Consider the following 15560-nt stretch of genomic DNA (forward strand, 5'->3'; position numbering starts at 1 on the left):
CGGCCACCCGCTGCCGCTGCCCGCCGGACAGCTCGCGCGGCCTGCGGGTGAGCACGTCCCGCGGCAGCGCGACCCGGTCGAGCAGGTCGAGCACGCGGGCGCGCCGCTCGGCCCGGTCCCCCAGCCGGAAGTTGCGCAACGGCTCCTCCACGATGTCGCCGATCGGCTGCCGGGGGTCCAGCGAACCGTACGGGTTCTGGTGGACGAGTTGCACGTGCCGGCGGAACCCGCGGCCCTGCCCCGCCCCGGCGATGGTGACCGTTCCCGAGGTGGGCTCGGCGAACCGCACCACCATCCGGGCCGTGGTCGTCTTGCCCGAGCCGGACTCGCCCACGAGCGCGTGCGTGGTGCCGCGGGCCACCTCGAACGAGACCCCGTCCACCGCCCTGAACCCCTTGAACTCCTTGACCAGGTCGCGCACCACGATCGCGGGCCCGCTCCCGGGAGGGGGGTCGCGGAACGGGGACGCCGACAGCGACGGGGCGTCGTTCAGCAGGCGCTTGGTGTAGCCGGCCGCCGGGGAGGCCAGCACCTCCGGCGTCCGGCCCTGCTCCTCGATCCGGCCGCCCCTCATGACCACCAGCCGGTCGGAGCGGGCGGCGGCCACGCCCAGGTCGTGGGTCACCAGCAGCAGCGCGGTGCCGGACTCCGCGCGCAGGTCGTCGATGAGGTCCAGGATGCGCCGCTGCACGGTGACGTCCAGGGCGCTGGTGGGCTCGTCGGCGATGATCAGGCGGGGTTCGAGCGCGATCGCGATGGCGATGAGCACGCGCTGGCGCATGCCGCCGGACAGCTCGTGCGGGTACTGGCGGGCCCGCGCCTCGGGGTCCGGCAGGCCCACGCGGGCCAGCAGGTCGACGACCCGGCTCCGGATCGCCCGCCGGTCGCCGCGCCTGTGGATGCGCAGCACCTCGGCGATCTGCGCCCCGACGGTCTTGACCGGGTCCAGCGAGCTGGACGGGTCCTGGGGGATCAGGCCGATCTGCGCGCCGCGTACCGACTCCATGCGCTTCGACGACCAGGACGCCAGGTCGGCGTCGCCCAGCAGGATCCGGCCCGCGTCCACGGCGCCGTTCGAGGGGAGCAGGCCGATGACGGCGTGCGCGGTGGTGGACTTGCCCGACCCCGACTCGCCGACGACGGCGACGACCTCGCCGGGCTCCACGGTGAAGGAGACGCCCTCGACCGCGCGCCTGCCGTCGTAGGAGACGGTCAGGTCGCGGACCTCCAGCAGGCTCACTCGTGCCTCCCGATCGAACGGCTGATGCGGCCGGCGGCGAGCACCACCGCGACCACGACGGCGCCCGGCAGCGTGGTCAGCCACCATGACGTCGCCAGGTAGTTGCGCCCCTCGGAGATGAGCAGGCCCCACTCGGGCGTGGGCGGCTCGGCGCCGTACCCGAGGAAGCCGAGCGTCGAGATGGCCAGGATGGCCATCCCGAACTGCAGCGCCGCGAGCGCGATGACCGGGCCGAGCGAGTTGGGCAGCACGTGCCGCCACAGCACGGCCGGGAACCGGCCGCCGCTGCCGAAGGCGGCCTCCACGTAGTCGGTGCGCCGCACCCGGACCACCTCCGAGCGCGACAGCCTGGCGAAGGCCGCGACCGAGCCGACGCCGACCGCGATGGCCACGTTCACGGTGCCGGGCCCGAGCAGGATGATCACGGTCAGGGCCAGGAGCAGGCCGGGCACCGACAGCAGCACGTCCACGATCCGCATGACGGCCTCGTCCGGCACCCCGCCGACGGATCCGGCCAGCAGCCCGAGCAGCGTGCCCAGCACCAGGCCCACCGCCACGGCCACGAACGCGCCCGACAGCGAGTGCACGGACCCGTGCACCACCCGCGCGAACAGGTCGCGTCCGACCGCGTCGGTGCCGAACAGGTGGTACGCGCTCGGCGCCTGCAGCTTCTCGGCCGGGACGCCCGCGATCGGGTCGTACCCGGTGAACAGGCCCGGCACCACGGCCCAGAACAGGGCCAGGCCGATCACCGCCCACGCGAGCGCCAGCCCGCCCCTGCGCTTCACGAGGCCGCCTTGAGCCGCGGGTCGAGCACCGGGAACAGCACGTCCACCACCAGGTTGACCAGCACGAACACGGTCGCGGCGAGCACGACGACGGCCAGCATCACCGGCGTGTCCTGCGCGTTGACGGCCTGCTCGGTGAGCCGTCCGATGCCGCCGCGCCCGAAGACCGTCTCGGTCACGACCGACCCGGCGATCAGCTCGCCCAGCGTCAGCCCCGCCACGGTCAGGGTCGGCAGCACGGCGTTGCGGGCCACGTGCCGCCACAGGATCCACCACCGCGAGGCGCCCTTGGCCGCCACCACGGGCACGAACGCCTGCGTGGAGACCTGGTCCATGCTGCGCGCCAGCACCTGGGCGATCGGCGCGGAGATGGGCACGGCCAGCGTGAGCACCGGCAGGATGAGTTGCTGCACCGGCCCGCCGCCGATGACGGGCACCAGCTTGAGCCGGAACGAGAACACCTGGATGAGCAGGATGCCCAGCCAGAACGCCGGGACCGACACGAACACCGACGGCACCGACAGCAGCGCGTTCCTGATCCAGGAGGTCCTGCTGTAGCCGGCCGCGAACGCGATCAGCACGGCGATCAGCACCGCCAGCGCGAACGCGGCCGAGGCCAGCTTCGCCGTCTCCGGCAGCGCCTCGCCCAGCCGCTCGACGACCGGCGTTCCGGTGTCGATCGAGTAGCCGAACGAGCCGCGCAGGAAGCCGAGCAGGGTGTTCAGGTAGTCGAGGAGCGGCGGGTCGCCGGCGCCGTAATAGGCCCGGATCTCGGCGATCTGCCGCGGTGACAGGCCCAGCTCGGGGTTCTGGAACTTGATCAGGATCGAGTCGCCGGGCAGCAGTTGCAGCAGCACGTAGCTCGCCGTGAAGGCGATCCAGAGCACGAGCGCCGCCTGCCCGACCCGGCCGAGCAGGTACCTGGTCACTGCTGCGACTTCCACACCGAGTAGAACCACGGCCGGGCGACCGCCTCGAAGGCCACCCCCTGGACGTACGGCGCCCCGCCGTAGACCTGCGGCTCCTCGAAGAGCGGGATCGCGTAGCCCTGGTCGAGCACGTACCGCTGGATCTCGGCGACCTTGGCGTTGCGCTTGGCGACGTCGGGCTCGGCCGACTCCTCCTCCAGCAGCTTGTCCAGCTTGGTGTCGTCGGACAGGATGACGTCGCGGTTCTTGCTGTGGAAGTGGCTCTTGATCACGTCCTGGTCGGCGCGCCCGACCATGCCGTGCTGGATGGCGGTCTTCTCGGCGTTCTTGATGTCCACGGCCTGGGTGCCCGCGTCGGCGGGGCGGATCTCCAGCTTCACGCCGAGCTTGGCCCACTGCTGGCCGACGAGTTCGAGCGTCTGCTTCGACAGCGGCTGCGGTCCGGAGACGAACACGCCGAGCTGCAGCGGCACGCCGTCCTTCGCCCGGGTGCCGTCGGCGCCCCTGGCCCAGCCCGCCTCGTCGAGGAGACGGTCGGCCTTGCCGGGGTCGTAGGCGAGGTCCTTCGACAGGTCCACGTAGCCCTGCGCCAGGTGGCTGAGCACCGAGGTGGCCGGCGGGTAGCTCGTGGTGAAGAGGGTGTCGACGACCTCCTTGGCGTTCGTGCCGGCCTGGAGGGCCTTGCGGACCTTGACGTCCTTCAGGATGCTGTTGCGCGGCCGCAGGTAGAGGCCGTTGTTGACGCCTCGCGTGGGCTCGGCGTAGATCTGGAAGCCCGCGTCCTTGACGGTCTTCTCGTCGTACGCCTGGACGTACCTGACGAAGTCGGCCTGGCCGGAGGTGAGGGCGCCGACGCGCACGTTGTCCTCGGGCGTCACGATGATCTTGATTTCGTCCAGGTACGCGCGGCCCTGGTGCTTCGACGACGGCGGCGCCCAGTTGTAGTCCTTGCGCGCGACCAGGTCCACCTCCTTGTCGACGACCTGGTTCTTCAGCGTGAAGGGGCCGGAGCCGACGATGTTCTTGAGCTGGCACTGCTGCTCGTACGGCAGCGAGATCGTCTTCTTGGACACCAGCCCGGCGCCGATGACCGAGGTGCCCTGGAGGAAGCCGGGCGACGGCTTGTCGAAGTGGAAGCGCACGGTCAGCGGGTCGACGATCTCGCTGCGCTGGTAGTTGTTGACGAACTCGGCGACGGGCAGCTTGAGCTTCTCGTCACCCAGGCCGTACACGTCGAAGTTGGCCGCCACGGCGGAGGCGTCCAGCGGGCTGCCGTCGCTGAACGTCACACCGTCGCGCAGGTGGAACGTGTACTCGGTGGCGTCCTTGTCGACCTCCCACTTGCTGGCGATCCACGGCTCGATCTCGAGCGTCTTCGGGTTCTGCCAGGTGAGCTTGTCGGTGATCTGGTTGAGGATGCCGCCGTTGGGATAGAACCCGGCCGCCGGCAGGTAGAGGCAGGTCGGGGGCTGGTGCTCGAGGTAGGTGAGCGTGCCGCCGTAGACCGGCTGCCCGCCGCTCCTGGCCGACTGGGCAGCTCCGCCACCGCCACAGGCGCCGAGTAGCCCCACGACGGCGAGCATCGCGGTGCTCGCCACGGCTGTGGTGCGCAGTCTGGAGGATGACATGGATCTGCCCTTCATGAACGGAGGCGGATGACTCTAAAGCCACTATAACCTACCGGCAAAGAAGGGAATACTCCAGGTCACGGTCTTGCCAAGGAAGCCCGCTCGCCCTAACATCCAAATATCGACTTGTTAAGTAGGGATATAGGAGAATCGGTGAACGTGCGCAGGCTTCTGGCGACCGCTACGGTCATGGCGTCGATCGCCACTCTCGCCGCGTGCGGGGGCGGCGGGTCCGACGGAGGGTCGGGCGGTCAGGTACAGCTGTCGCTGGTGGCGTACTCCACGCCGCAGGCGGCCTACGAGAAGATCATCAAGGCCTTCCAGGCCACGCCGGAGGGCAAGAACGTCACCTTCACCAAGTCCTTCGGGGCCTCGGGCGACCAGAGCCGGGCCGTGGAGGCCGGCCTGAAGGCTGACATCGTCGCGTTCTCCCTCGAGCCGGACATGACCCGCCTGGTCAAGAAGGGCCTGGTCGCCGAGGACTGGAGCGCCGGCGAGAACAAGGGCATGATCACCGACTCGGTCGTGGTCATCGCCACCCGCAAGGGCAACCCGAAGAGCCTCAAGACCTGGGACGACCTGACCAAGCCGGGCGTCGAGGTCATCACCCCCAACCCGTTCACCTCGGGCGGCGCCCGCTGGAACGTCATGGCCGGTTACGGCGCCAAGTCGAACAAGGGCGCCGACAAGCAGGCCGGCGTGGACTACCTCAACGCCCTGTTCGCGAACGTTCCGGTGCAGGACGACAGCGCCCGCAAGTCGCTGCAGACCTTCTCCAGCGGCAAGGGCGACGCCATCCTCGCCTACGAGAACGAGGCGATCTTCGCCCAGCAGAACAACCAGCCGCTGGACTACACGGTCCCGGACTCGACGATCCTGATCGAGAACCCGGTCGCGGTGGCCAAGAACTCGGCCCACCCGAACGAGGCCAAGGCGTTCCTGAAGTTCCTCTACACCACGGAAGCGCAGAAGATCTTCGCCGACAACGGCTACCGGCCGGTGGTCAAGGGCGTGCAGGGCGTCTCCTTCCCGGCTCCGCCCGCGCTGTTCACCATCGCCGACCTCGGCGGCTGGCCGAAGGTGACCACCGAGTTCTTCGACCCCAAGGGCAGCGTCATGGCCGACGTCGAGCGCAAGCTCGGGGTCTCGATCGAGAAGTAGGGACCGCGTGTCCGCACAGACTGTCGTCTCCAGGGCGGCGCTCGGCCAGAAGCGGGGCACCGCGCTCGGGCTGGGCGCGGCCGTCCTGTACCTGAGCCTGATCGTGCTGATCCCCCTGGCCGCCGTGGTGTTGCGCTCGCAGGAGCGGGGGATCGCCTACTTCTGGGACGCGGTCACCACGCCGGACGCCTGGGCGGCGCTCTCGCTGACGATCGGCGCCTCGGCGGTCGTGGCCGTGATCAACCTGGTCATGGGCACGGTCATCGCCTGGGTGCTGGTGCGGGACCGCTTCCCCGGCAAGGCCGTGGTCGACACGCTCATCGACCTGCCGTTCGCGCTGCCCACGATCGTCGCCGGGCTGGTGCTGCTGGCGCTGTACGGCCCGAAGAGCCCGCTCGGCCTCGACCTGGCCTACAGCCGCGCCGGCGTGGTGCTGGCCCTGCTGTTCGTCACCCTCCCGTTCGTGGTGCGCACGGTCCAGCCGGTCCTGCTGGAGCTCGACAGGGACATGGAGCAGGCCGCGGCCTCGCTCGGCGCGAGCACGGCGCAAACCTTCCGGCGCATCATCCTGCCCAACCTGGTGCCGGCCATGCTGTCGGGCACCGCGCTGGCGTTCTCCCGATCGATGGCCGAGATCGGCTCCGTCGTGCTGATCTCGGGAAACCTCCCGTTCAAGACCCAGGTGGCCTCGGTGCAAATCTTCGGTCAGATCGAAACCGACAACCCGATCGGCGCGGCGGCGGTCTCCACGGTCCTGCTCGTCGTCGCCCTGGTGACGCTGGTCCTGCTGGACCTGCTGCAGCGATGGGGCAGCCGCCGTGGCTAAATACGGACTCCGCGCGCTCGCCCTCCTCTACCTGCTGTTCCTGCTCGTGCTGCCGGTCGTGCTCATCGGCTGGCGCACCTTCGAGAACGGTCTCGGCCCGGTGCTGGAGGCACTCACCACGCCCCAGGCCCAGTCGGCCTTCCGCGTCACCCTGATCGTCGCGTTCTGGGCCGTGCTGGCCAACACCGTCTTCGGGGTCGGCACGGCGATTCTCCTGGTACGGCATGACTTCCCCGGCAAGCGGCTGCTGAACGCCCTCATCGACCTGCCCATGGCCGTCTCCCCGGTCGTGGTGGGCCTGGCGCTGATCCTGGTCTACGGCCGCTTCGCCCCCGTGGGCGGATGGCTGGAGAACCTCGGCGTCCAGGTCATCTTCTCCATCCCCGGCATGGTCATGGCGGCCGTCTTCATCTCCCTGCCCCTGGTCATCCGAGAGGTGATCCCCGTCCTGGAGGAGCTCGGAGACGAGCAGGAGCAGGCGGCCCGCACGCTCGGCGCCGGCCCTTGGCAGACCTTCCGCCGCATCACCGTCCCCGGGATCCGCTGGGCGCTGGCCTACGGCGTCGTGCTGTGCCTGGCTCGGGCGCTGGGCGAGTACGGCGCGGTCGCCGTCGTCTCCGGCCGCCTGGTCGAGAAGACCCAGACGCTGACCCTGTTCGTGGAGGAACGCTTCCAGAACTTCGACGAAGCCTCCGCCTTCGCCGCCGCGACCGCGCTCGCGCTGGTGGCGGTCGTCACGCTCCTGCTCACCAAGATCCTGCGCCCGAAGGGCTGAACCTCATGGCCATCCAAGTAAGCGGCGTCAACAAGGCGTTCGGGGAAACGCCGGTGCTGAGCGACGTCTCCGTCGACGTGGCCGCCGGATCCCTGACCGCACTGCTCGGCCCCAGCGGCGGCGGCAAGTCGACGCTGCTGCGCGTCATCGCCGGGCTGGAGACCCCCGACACGGGCACCGTGCTGATCTCCGGCGTGGACGCCACCAGGCTGTCACCCCAGCGCCGCAACGTCGGCTTCGTTTTCCAGCACTACGCGGCGTTCAAGCACATGAGCGTGTTCAAGAACGTCGCCTTCGGCCTGGAGATCCGCAAACGCCCCAAGGACGAGATCCGCAAGCGCGTGATGGAGCTGCTGGAGCTGGTCCACCTGGAGAACTTCGCCGACCGCTATCCCGCCCAGCTGTCCGGCGGCCAGCGCCAGCGCATGGCCCTGGCCCGCGCGCTGGCGGTCGAGCCGCAGGTCCTGCTGCTCGACGAGCCCTTCGGCGCCCTGGACGCACAGGTGCGCAAGGAGCTGCGGACGTGGCTGCGCCGCCTGCACGACGAGGTGCACGTCACCACCGTGTTCGTCACCCACGACCAGGAGGAGGCGATCGAGGTCGCCGACACCATCGTCGTGCTGGCCGACGGTCAGGTGAAGCAGATCGGCAGCCCCACGGAGGTCTACGACAACCCGGCCGACCCGTTCGTGATGCGCTTCCTCGGCCCGGTCACCGAGCTGGACGGCCACCTGGTCCGCCCGCACGACATCGAGATCGGCGCCGCCCCGGAGAACGGCAGCGTCCCCGCCACGGTCACCCGGATCGTCCGCCTCGGTTTCGAGGTGCGCGTGGAGCTGCTCATCGACGGCCAGGAAGCCTGGGCCCAGGTCACCCGCAGCACCGTCGAGCGCCTGAACCTGCGTCCGGACCAGGTCATCCACGTGTGGCCCAGCCCGGCCGCCCGCTCCCTCGCCCTGAGCACGACCACGGCGTGATGAGGATCTCTGCCCGCACTCACTACGCCCTGCGCGCCGCCGTCGCCCTCGCGGCGGCACCACCCGGCCCGGTGCCCGCCGAGAAGATTGCCTCCAGTCAGGACATCCCGCGCCGGTTCTGCGACAACATCCTGCTGCAGCTGCGCCGGGCCGGGCTCGTGCGCAGCCAGCGGGGCCCTGACGGGGGCTACTGGCTGGCCCGGCCTCCCGAGGAGATCACCCTCGCCGACGTCATCCGCGTGACGGAGGGGATCGAGGAGGAGATCGAGCGCTTCCCCGGCGTGGCCGGCCCGCTCGCCGACATCTGGACGGCGATGCGCGAGCACGAGCACGCCCTGCTGACCGAGGTCACGCTCGCTGATGTCGTCACCACGGCGGCCAAGGACCCCGCCGCCGGCTAGGTGTTCTCGATCGCCCGGCGGGCGTAGGCCCGTACGTCGGCGTCCGGATCGTCAATGACGGCGCGCAGTCCGGCGGCCGCTTCGGAGGTGGTCGCCCAGGGGGTGAGGGCGAGAACGGCGGCCTTGCGTACGTCCTGGTTGGCGTCCGAGAGGGCCGCGACCAGCGCTTCGATCGCCGTGGCCGGGTCCGCGGCGGCCAGGCAGCGGGCCGCGCCCACGCGTACCTGCCAGTCGGGGTCCTCCAGCCCCTTGACGGCTCGCGACTCCAGCGGGACGCCCGCGGCGCCGGACGCCTCCAGCGCGGCGGCCCTGACCAGCGGGTCGGCGTCGTCCGCGAGCACCGCCAGCGACCCTGTCGACCTGCCGATGAGGCCGAGGCCCTTCGCCACCCATACGCGCACCTCGCGCGACGGATCGGCGACGGCCGTGGCCACCAAGGCGGCCTCGTCGAGCGAGACCAGCCCGCGGATCGCCTCGATACGCACCCGGCGGTCGGGGTCGCCGATCCCCGTCGCGAACGCCTCCCGGTCGCCGAGCCGCAGCGCGCGCAGCACGTCGAGCGCGGTGGCCCGGACGACCGCGTCCGCGCCGGTCAGGCACCCGGCCAGGGCCGTGCCCAGCGCGGGGGTGGCCGGCAGCACCTCGACCAGCTCCCTCAGCCCGGTCGCCGCGGCCCGCCGCACCGTGCCGTGGCCGTCCCCGAGCGCGGCGACCAGCGCCTCCCCCGCCCCGGCGGGGACGGTCTCGGTCAGCGTGGCGATGGCGGCCCGCCGCACCTTGGGGTCGGGATCGGCGAGGTAGGGCGCGAGCCGCTCCACGTCGGGCTGCTCCTCGGCCAGCCGGTGCAGCTCCAGGATCCGGGGCGAGCGCCCCACGGCCGCCCGTTCCTTCCGCGCACCGTCCGAGCGCCGCACGGTGGCGGCCGACTGCGCGCCCAGCAGCACCGGCTCGCCCGCGACCGGCTCGAACTCGGGCACGGGCACCAGGTACGGCTCCACCGGCCGCTTGACGAACTCCATCGCGCCGTCGGCCCTCTTGCGGAGGTTCAGGTGGTAGAGCCACGTGCCGTCGTCGCGACCGGGCAGGTCGGCGCGCTCGTGGTAGAGGCCCCACCGGCTCTCGGTACGGGTGAGCGAGGACCGGGCGGCCATCTCGGCGCAGTCGCGGATGAACGTGACCTCCGTGCAGCGCATCAGCTCGTGCGGCGTACGCGCGCCCATCGCCGCGATCTCCTCGCGCATCCGCTCGAACGACTCCAGCGCGATGTCCAGCTTGGCGGCCGTCTTCGGCGGGGCCACGTAGTCGTTGACGAAGCGGCGCAGCTTGTACTCCACCTGCTGCTGCGGCGGCCCGTCGGGGTTGGCCAGCGGGCGGTAGACCAGCGCGTGCGCCTCCGCGATCTGGTCCTCGGGCAGGGCCTGCGGTCGGACGTGATGCTCGGCCGCGTGCGCCCCGGCCAGGTCGCCGAACACGAACGCGCCGATCATGTAGTTGTGCGGCACGCAGGCCAGGTCGCCGGCCGCGTACAGGCCCGGCACGGTGGTGGCGCCGTGCTCGTCCACCCAGACCCCCGAGGCGGAGTGGCCGCCGCACAGGCCGATCTCGGAGATGTGCATCTCCACGTCGTGGGTGCGGTAGTCGTGGCCGCGCCCGGCGTGGAAGGTGCCGCGGGTGGGGCGCTCGGTGGTGTGCAGGATGCCCTCCACCGCGGAGATCGTCTCCTCGGGCAGGTGGGTGAGCTTCAGGTAGATCGGCCCGCGGGCCGAGGCGATCTCGGCGGCGACCTCGGACATCATCTGCCCCGACCAGTAGTCGGAGTCGACGAACCGCTCCCCCCGGTTGTTGACCTGGTAGCCGCCGAACGGGTTGGCCACGTACGCGCAGGCCGGACCGTTGTAGTCCTTGATGAGCGGGTTGATCTGGAAGCACTCGATGCCGCTGAGCTCGGCGCCCGCGTGGTAGGCCATGGCGTGGCCGTCGCCGGCGTTCGTGGGGTTCTCGTACGTGCCGTAGAGGTAGCCGCTGGCCGGCAGCCCGAGCCGCCCGCTGGCGCCGGTGGCCAGGATCACGGCGCCGGCCCGCACCGTGACGAACCGCCCCGACCTGGTGTCGAACCCGGCGACTCCGACCGCCCGGCCGTTCGAGGTGAGGACCCTGACCGGCATGACGCGGTTCTCGATGCGGACCCGTTCCCTGATGTCGCGGCGGCGCAGCACCCGGTAGAGGACCTTCTTGACGTCCTTGCCCTCGGGCATCGGCAGGACGTAGCTGCCCGAGCGGTGCACCCTGCGCACCGCGTACTCGCCGTACTCGTCCTTCTCGAACTTCACGCCGTACCGCTCCAGGCGCCGGACCATCGCGTGGCCCCTCGTGGCGGTCTGATAGATCGTCCTCTGGTTGACGACGCCGTCGTTGGCCCTGGTGATCTCGGCGACGTAGTCCTCGGGGGTGGCCTTGCCGGGGATGACGGCGTTGTTGACGCCGTCCATGCCCATGGCCAGCGCGCCGCTGTGCCGTACGTGCGCCTTCTCCAGCAGCAGGACATCGGCGCCGCGCTCGGCGGCGGTGATCGCGGCCATCGTGCCCGCGGTGCCGCCGCCGACGACGAGCACCTCGCACTCCAGGCTCAGGCGGTCCTCGATCGGGGGGATCTCCATCTACAACTCCTCCAGGATCCTGGCGCGCAGGTCGTTCCGATCGCCGCCGGCCACGCCGAGCACCGAGCGGACGTCCTGGCCGCCCAGCACCACCACGCGGTCGGCGAGCAGCAGCGCCTCGTCCACGTCGTGGGTCACGAAGATCACGGTGGCCCGAGTGCCGCGCAGCACGTCGAGCAGCAGGCGCTGCATCTGCGCCCGGGTCTGGGCGTCCAGCGCGCCGAACGGCTCGTCCATCAGCACGGCCCTGGGCGCCCCCGCGAGCGCGCGGGCGAGCTGGACGCGCTGCCGCATGCCGCCGGACAGCTCGCGGGGCAGCTTGTCCTCCGCCCCCGCGAGGCCCACGCGCTCGATCCACTCGCGTGCCTGCTCCGCGCGCTCGCGCCGCGCCACTCCCCGGATCTTCAGCGGCAGCTCGACGTTGCGCCTGACCGTCCGCCACGGCAGCAGGCCGTCGTCCTGGAAGACCATCGCGCGCTCTCCCGACGTGCCCTCGACCTCGGCGCCGTCCGCGAGGATCCGCCCCTCGTACGGCGCCAGCAGCCCGGCCAGCGCCCGCAGCAGCGTGGACTTGCCGGAGCCCGAGGCCCCGACCACGACCAGCACCTCGCCCGGCACGACCTCCAGATCGACCTCGCGCAGCACCAGGCCGCCGCCGTAGCCGAGGGACAGCCCGTCGAGGGCGAACCCCAGCCCCGCCGTCATCGCCCGCTTCCTTCCGCCCGGGGCAGCCAGCGGGTGATCCGGCGGCCGGCCAGCTCCACCACGGCCGAGGTGAGCCAGCCGAGCAGGCCGATGGTGATCATCCCGACGATCACCGCGGGGTAGTCCACGAGCGTGTACGACTGCCAGGTCCGGTAGCCGATCCCGAACTCGCCGGAGATCATCTCGGCCGAGATCACGCAGATCCACGACACGCCCATGCCGACCGACAGCCCGCCGAACACGCCCGGCAGGATCCCGGGCAGCACGACGTACCGGAGCACGTGGCGGCGACCGCCCCCGAGCGTCCTGACCGCGTCCTCCCAGAGCGTCGGCAGCGCCCGTACGGCATGGCGAGTGCTCACCATGATCGGGAAGAACGCCGCCACGAACGTGATGAACACGATGCCCTGCTCGTCCGTCGGGAACAGCAGGATCGCCACCGGCACCAGCGCGATGGCCGGGATCGGGCGGACGGCTTCGAGCAGCGGCAGCAGCACGTCACGCGTGCGGCCCGACCTGCCCACGAGCACGCCCACCCCGATGCCCGCCACCGTGGCCAGGCCGAAGCCGGTGAGGATGCGGACCAGGCTCTGGAGCAGGTCGAGCAGGTAGACCTGGGTGGCGAGCTGCCTGGCCGCCTCGCGGGCGATCTCGTCGAGCGCCGGCAACCGGTCGAACCTGAGCCACAGCCGGGCGTCGGTGACGGTGAGCAGCTGCCACAGGCCGGCCGCCGCCGCAACGGACGCCACCCTGACGGCCCACCGCCCCTTCCCGGCTCGGGGCGGCGCGGTGACCTTCCGCGCCTTCCGGGGGTCGGCCGTCTCGCGTGGGAGTACTTCGGCGCTCGTCATGCGTCGCCGCCCCGCCCGGCCGCCTTCAGCGCGGCCTCGTAGGTGACGGGCTCGGTCCCGGGGTGTGCCTTCAGGTAGGCGTCGGCGCCGTCCTGCGTGGTGAACGGCAGGAACCGCGACCGCTCGGGAGCCGCCGGGTCCCGGAGCCAGACCGAGCCGTCGGCGAACCACCGGGTGCCCGTGGTCGTGTCGGGCACGTACGCGGCGCGCACCGCCGTACCGGCCTTGGCGATCTGGCGCAGGAGGCAGGTGGGCGTGGCCGCGGGCCGCGTCGTCGTCGCGCCGGCCGGCCACAGCTCGGACGCCGTCCTCGGGTCGGTGACCTGGCCGCCGCAGGCGGGGTCGGTGCCGGTGATCCGGGCGGGGTTCGCGGTGGAGGCCAGGTCCTTGTCGTACGAGGGCCCGTACGCCTTGCGCAGGTACGTGTCGTTGACGAAGGAGGAGACGTCCACCCCGGCGAAGTCGGTGCCGATGCGCTTGAGGAACGGCACGTCGTGCTCGTGCGCCGCCTTGAGTTGCGGCTTCAACGTGACGTCGAACGTGGAGATGCCGCCGGGGCCGTTGTAGAGGTAGACCACCTCGGCGGGCAGGCCCGTGGTCCCGGCCACGGACTCGGCGGCCTCCAGCGGGTGCTCGTGCAGGTAGCGGGTGGCGTCGATCTGCGCCTTGAGGAAGGCGTCCACGACCTCGGGGTGCTCCTTCGCGTACGCCTGACGCACCACCACACCGTGGAACGTGGGCACGCCCAGCGCGGAGCCGTCGTAGATCAGCCGCCCCTTGTGCTGGAAGACCAGCAGCCCCGGCCAGGCCACGAACTGCGCGTACGCCTGCACCCCGCCCGACTCGAGCTGGGAGGCGCCCACCGCGGGCTGGTGGTTGACCACCTCGACATCCGCGACCCCGGCCTTCTCCAGGGCCTGGACCAGCGTGCCGTGCCCGGCCGAGCCCAGGCTGGCGGAGATCTTCGCGCCCTTCAGGTCCGCGAGGGTCTTCGCCTTGGAGCCGGGCGGAACGACGACCATGTTGAGCCCGCCGCGCAGGTTGTAGCCGGTGATCGAGACCAGCTCCGTACGGGCGGCCGGGATCCCCTGGGTGCGGGAGGCGTTGATCAGCAGCGGGTAGTCGCCCATCGAGCCGATGTCGATCTTCCCGGCCACCATTTTCGCGGTGATGGGGGCGCCGGTGTCGTAGTCCTGCCACTCGACGGAGTACTTGCCGCCGAGCCGCTTCTCCAGGTAGCCGAGCGAGCGCAGCAGCGTGCCCGCCGTCACCGTGTTGATGGTCTTCGACTGGTAGCCGATGACGATCTTCGTCTTGCCTTCGCCGCCCGCCGCGCCGGTGACCGAGCACCCGGCCGCCGCCAGCAGCGCGACGGCCGCCAGGGCCTTGCGCATCGTGCTCTCCCTCATCGCAGCAGGTAGGGGATGTTGATGCTGACCGCGTCCACGGGGCACCGCGCGGCGCAGGGGCCGCAGTACCAGCACTCGTCCACGTGCATGTACGCCTTGCCGGTCTCGTCGCTGATCGCGAGCGAGTCCAGCGGGCAGGCCTCGACACAGAGCGTGCAGCCGTCGATGCAGAGCGCCTCGTCGATGGTCACGGGGACCTCGACCCGCTGGGTGATCAGGGCCATCGTCACTCCTTGTCCGTGGCGCGGTTCAGGTGCCCGCGCATGGTCAGCCGGTCGCCCCTGAAGCGGATGAACTCCAGGTCGACCGGTCGGCTGTCGGCCAGGTGGGTGAGCCGTTCGACCATGAGCAGCGCGGCGCCGGGCGGCGCGTCGAGCACGGCCGCGGTGTGCGCGTCGGCGTTGACCGCCTCCAGGGTGAGCTCCGCCGTGCCGAGCGGCTGGCCCGTGATCCTCTCCAGCAGCACGAAGATGTCGTTGTGCTCCAGGTCGGCGTCGAACAGCGGCTCTCCGACGTCCCGCACCAGGTAGGTCAGGTCCAGGGAGAGGGGCAGGCCGTTGAGGCGGCGCAGCCGTTCGAGGTAGACGACCTGCTCGCCGGCGGGCAGGTCGAGCCGGTGGCTGACCGCCCTGGGCGGCTCCATCAGGGTCATGGTCCTGACCTGGTTGGTGACCTCGCCGTGCTCGTGCAGGGTCTCGGCCAGGCCGAGCAGCCGGTGCAGGCCGTGCGGGTACTTCTCCCTGGCCACCGTGGTGCCCACGCCCGGACACCGCTCGACCAGCCCCTCCTCGCGCAGCAGCCCGAGCGCCTCGCGCACGGTGTTGCGCGAGGCGCCGAACTCGCGCGCCAACGCCGCCTCCAGCGGCAACTGGCCGCGCGGGAAGTGCCCGTGGACGATCTGCCTGCGCAGCAGGTCGGCCACCTGCCGGGCATGGTCGGCCCGGCGCCGTGTGGGTCCCACTTGTGCCTCCCGGCGGTCCTCAATCGGCCTCCGACAAGCACAACCTAGCAATCCGGTAGGGAAATAGGGATAACAGTCGGATTGCGCCACCCGACCGCCCCGCCGCCCCACCCCCGATCAGCCGTTCCCCCAGAACGACCCCAAGATCTGCCACCCCGCCGCCGGGAAAACGACAAGCCACCACCCCGCGCGCTCCCGCCCCCGCCCTGCCACACCACCAACCGGCCACGCCCTCGCCCCGGGTCCCCCAGA

Annotated in this window: 15 protein-coding genes; 5 read left to right on the forward strand and 10 right to left on the reverse strand. The window is 71.3% G+C overall.

Annotated elements, in window-relative coordinates:
* The 4 genes from ACWDX9_RS34305 to ACWDX9_RS34320 all read right to left on the reverse strand — a co-directional run.
* The coding region (locus ACWDX9_RS34305) for an ATP-binding cassette domain-containing protein (protein ID WP_449961293.1) at positions 1–1240 on the reverse strand (1240 nt) is incomplete at its 3' end.
* A complete protein-coding gene (locus ACWDX9_RS34310) occupies positions 1237–2028 on the reverse strand; it encodes an ABC transporter permease (protein WP_357726837.1) in 792 nt (263 codons plus the stop codon). The genes ACWDX9_RS34305 and ACWDX9_RS34310, both read right to left, overlap by 4 nt.
* A complete protein-coding gene (locus ACWDX9_RS34315; RefSeq protein WP_449961296.1) occupies positions 2025–2972 on the reverse strand; it encodes an ABC transporter permease in 948 nt (315 codons plus the stop codon). Before ACWDX9_RS34315 ends, ACWDX9_RS34310 begins: the two co-directional genes overlap by 4 nt.
* Complete coding sequence (locus ACWDX9_RS34320) at positions 2954–4585, reverse strand: TIGR04028 family ABC transporter substrate-binding protein (RefSeq protein WP_449961299.1); 1632 nt, start codon at positions 4583–4585, stop codon at positions 2954–2956. Before ACWDX9_RS34320 ends, ACWDX9_RS34315 begins: the two co-directional genes overlap by 19 nt.
* Positions 4586–4744: 159 nt before the next feature.
* Here ACWDX9_RS34320 and ACWDX9_RS34325 point away from each other — a divergent pair, with 159 nt between their 5' ends.
* The 5 genes from ACWDX9_RS34325 to ACWDX9_RS34345 are packed head-to-tail and all read left to right on the forward strand — an operon-like array spanning position 4745 to position 8725.
* Positions 4745–5746 (forward strand): sulfate ABC transporter substrate-binding protein, encoded by a 1002-nt coding sequence (locus ACWDX9_RS34325; RefSeq protein ID WP_449961302.1) that lies wholly within the window; start codon positions 4745–4747, stop codon positions 5744–5746.
* Positions 5747–5753: 7 nt separating this feature from the next.
* Positions 5754–6572 (forward strand): sulfate ABC transporter permease subunit CysT, encoded by an 819-nt coding sequence (cysT, locus tag ACWDX9_RS34330; protein ID WP_449961306.1) that lies wholly within the window; start codon positions 5754–5756, stop codon positions 6570–6572.
* Positions 6565–7347 (forward strand): sulfate ABC transporter permease, encoded by a 783-nt coding sequence (locus ACWDX9_RS34335; protein WP_366309790.1) that lies wholly within the window; start codon positions 6565–6567, stop codon positions 7345–7347. Before cysT ends, ACWDX9_RS34335 begins: the two co-directional genes overlap by 8 nt.
* A gap of 5 nt (positions 7348–7352) precedes the next feature.
* The gene (locus ACWDX9_RS34340) at positions 7353–8324 is read left to right on the forward strand and encodes a sulfate/molybdate ABC transporter ATP-binding protein (protein ID WP_449961310.1); all 972 of its coding nucleotides are present in this window, start codon (positions 7353–7355) and stop codon (positions 8322–8324) included.
* Entirely contained in the window at positions 8324–8725 is a 402-nt protein-coding gene (locus ACWDX9_RS34345) for an RrF2 family transcriptional regulator (RefSeq protein WP_363962592.1), read from the forward strand. The genes ACWDX9_RS34340 and ACWDX9_RS34345 overlap by 1 nt, the downstream gene beginning before the upstream one ends.
* On the opposite strand, the gene ACWDX9_RS34350 is transcribed toward ACWDX9_RS34345, so the two are convergent.
* From ACWDX9_RS34350 to ACWDX9_RS34375, 6 genes are read right to left on the reverse strand one after another with little or no spacing between them, the layout of a single operon-like run.
* Entirely contained in the window at positions 8722–11382 is a 2661-nt protein-coding gene (locus ACWDX9_RS34350) for a fumarate reductase/succinate dehydrogenase flavoprotein subunit (RefSeq protein WP_449961313.1), read from the reverse strand. The genes ACWDX9_RS34345 and ACWDX9_RS34350 overlap by 4 nt on opposite strands.
* Positions 11383–12087 carry an ABC transporter ATP-binding protein gene (locus ACWDX9_RS34355; protein WP_449961315.1) on the reverse strand — a complete coding sequence of 235 codons (705 nt, stop codon included), beginning with the start codon at positions 12085–12087 and terminating at the stop codon, positions 11383–11385.
* A complete protein-coding gene (locus tag ACWDX9_RS34360) occupies positions 12084–12938 on the reverse strand; it encodes an ABC transporter permease (protein ID WP_449961318.1) in 855 nt (284 codons plus the stop codon). Before ACWDX9_RS34360 ends, ACWDX9_RS34355 begins: the two co-directional genes overlap by 4 nt.
* Positions 12935–14332 (reverse strand): ABC transporter substrate-binding protein, encoded by a 1398-nt coding sequence (locus ACWDX9_RS34365; protein WP_449961320.1) that lies wholly within the window; start codon positions 14330–14332, stop codon positions 12935–12937. Before ACWDX9_RS34365 ends, ACWDX9_RS34360 begins: the two co-directional genes overlap by 4 nt.
* Before the next feature lie 11 nt (positions 14333–14343).
* Positions 14344–14571, reverse strand: coding sequence for a 4Fe-4S dicluster domain-containing protein (locus ACWDX9_RS34370; RefSeq protein WP_449961323.1), 228 nt, complete (start codon positions 14569–14571; stop codon positions 14344–14346).
* 2 nt (positions 14572–14573) lie between these two features.
* Complete coding sequence (locus ACWDX9_RS34375; RefSeq protein ID WP_449961325.1) at positions 14574–15308, reverse strand: GntR family transcriptional regulator; 735 nt, start codon at positions 15306–15308, stop codon at positions 14574–14576.
* Positions 15309–15560: the final 252 nt, after the last annotated feature.

The sequence above is a fragment of the Nonomuraea sp. NPDC003201 genome (assembly GCF_053590415.1).

What these genes read in the sequence shown, in the direction of transcription:
- ACWDX9_RS34320 (WP_449961299.1), bottom strand. Translation starts at nt 4,585, where the DNA reads ATGTCATCCTCCAGACTGCGCACCACAGCCGTGGCGAGCACCGCGATG.
- ACWDX9_RS34340 (WP_449961310.1), top strand. Translation starts at nt 7,353, where the DNA reads ATGGCCATCCAAGTAAGCGGCGTCAACAAGGCGTTCGGGGAAACGCCG.
- ACWDX9_RS34345 (WP_363962592.1), top strand. Translation starts at nt 8,324, where the DNA reads ATGAGGATCTCTGCCCGCACTCACTACGCCCTGCGCGCCGCCGTCGCC.
- ACWDX9_RS34350 (WP_449961313.1), bottom strand. Translation starts at nt 11,382, where the DNA reads ATGGAGATCCCCCCGATCGAGGACCGCCTGAGCCTGGAGTGCGAGGTG.
- ACWDX9_RS34355 (WP_449961315.1), bottom strand. Translation starts at nt 12,087, where the DNA reads ATGACGGCGGGGCTGGGGTTCGCCCTCGACGGGCTGTCCCTCGGCTAC.
- ACWDX9_RS34360 (WP_449961318.1), bottom strand. Translation starts at nt 12,938, where the DNA reads ATGACGAGCGCCGAAGTACTCCCACGCGAGACGGCCGACCCCCGGAAG.
- ACWDX9_RS34365 (WP_449961320.1), bottom strand. Translation starts at nt 14,332, where the DNA reads ATGCGCAAGGCCCTGGCGGCCGTCGCGCTGCTGGCGGCGGCCGGGTGC.
- ACWDX9_RS34370 (WP_449961323.1), bottom strand. Translation starts at nt 14,571, where the DNA reads ATGGCCCTGATCACCCAGCGGGTCGAGGTCCCCGTGACCATCGACGAG.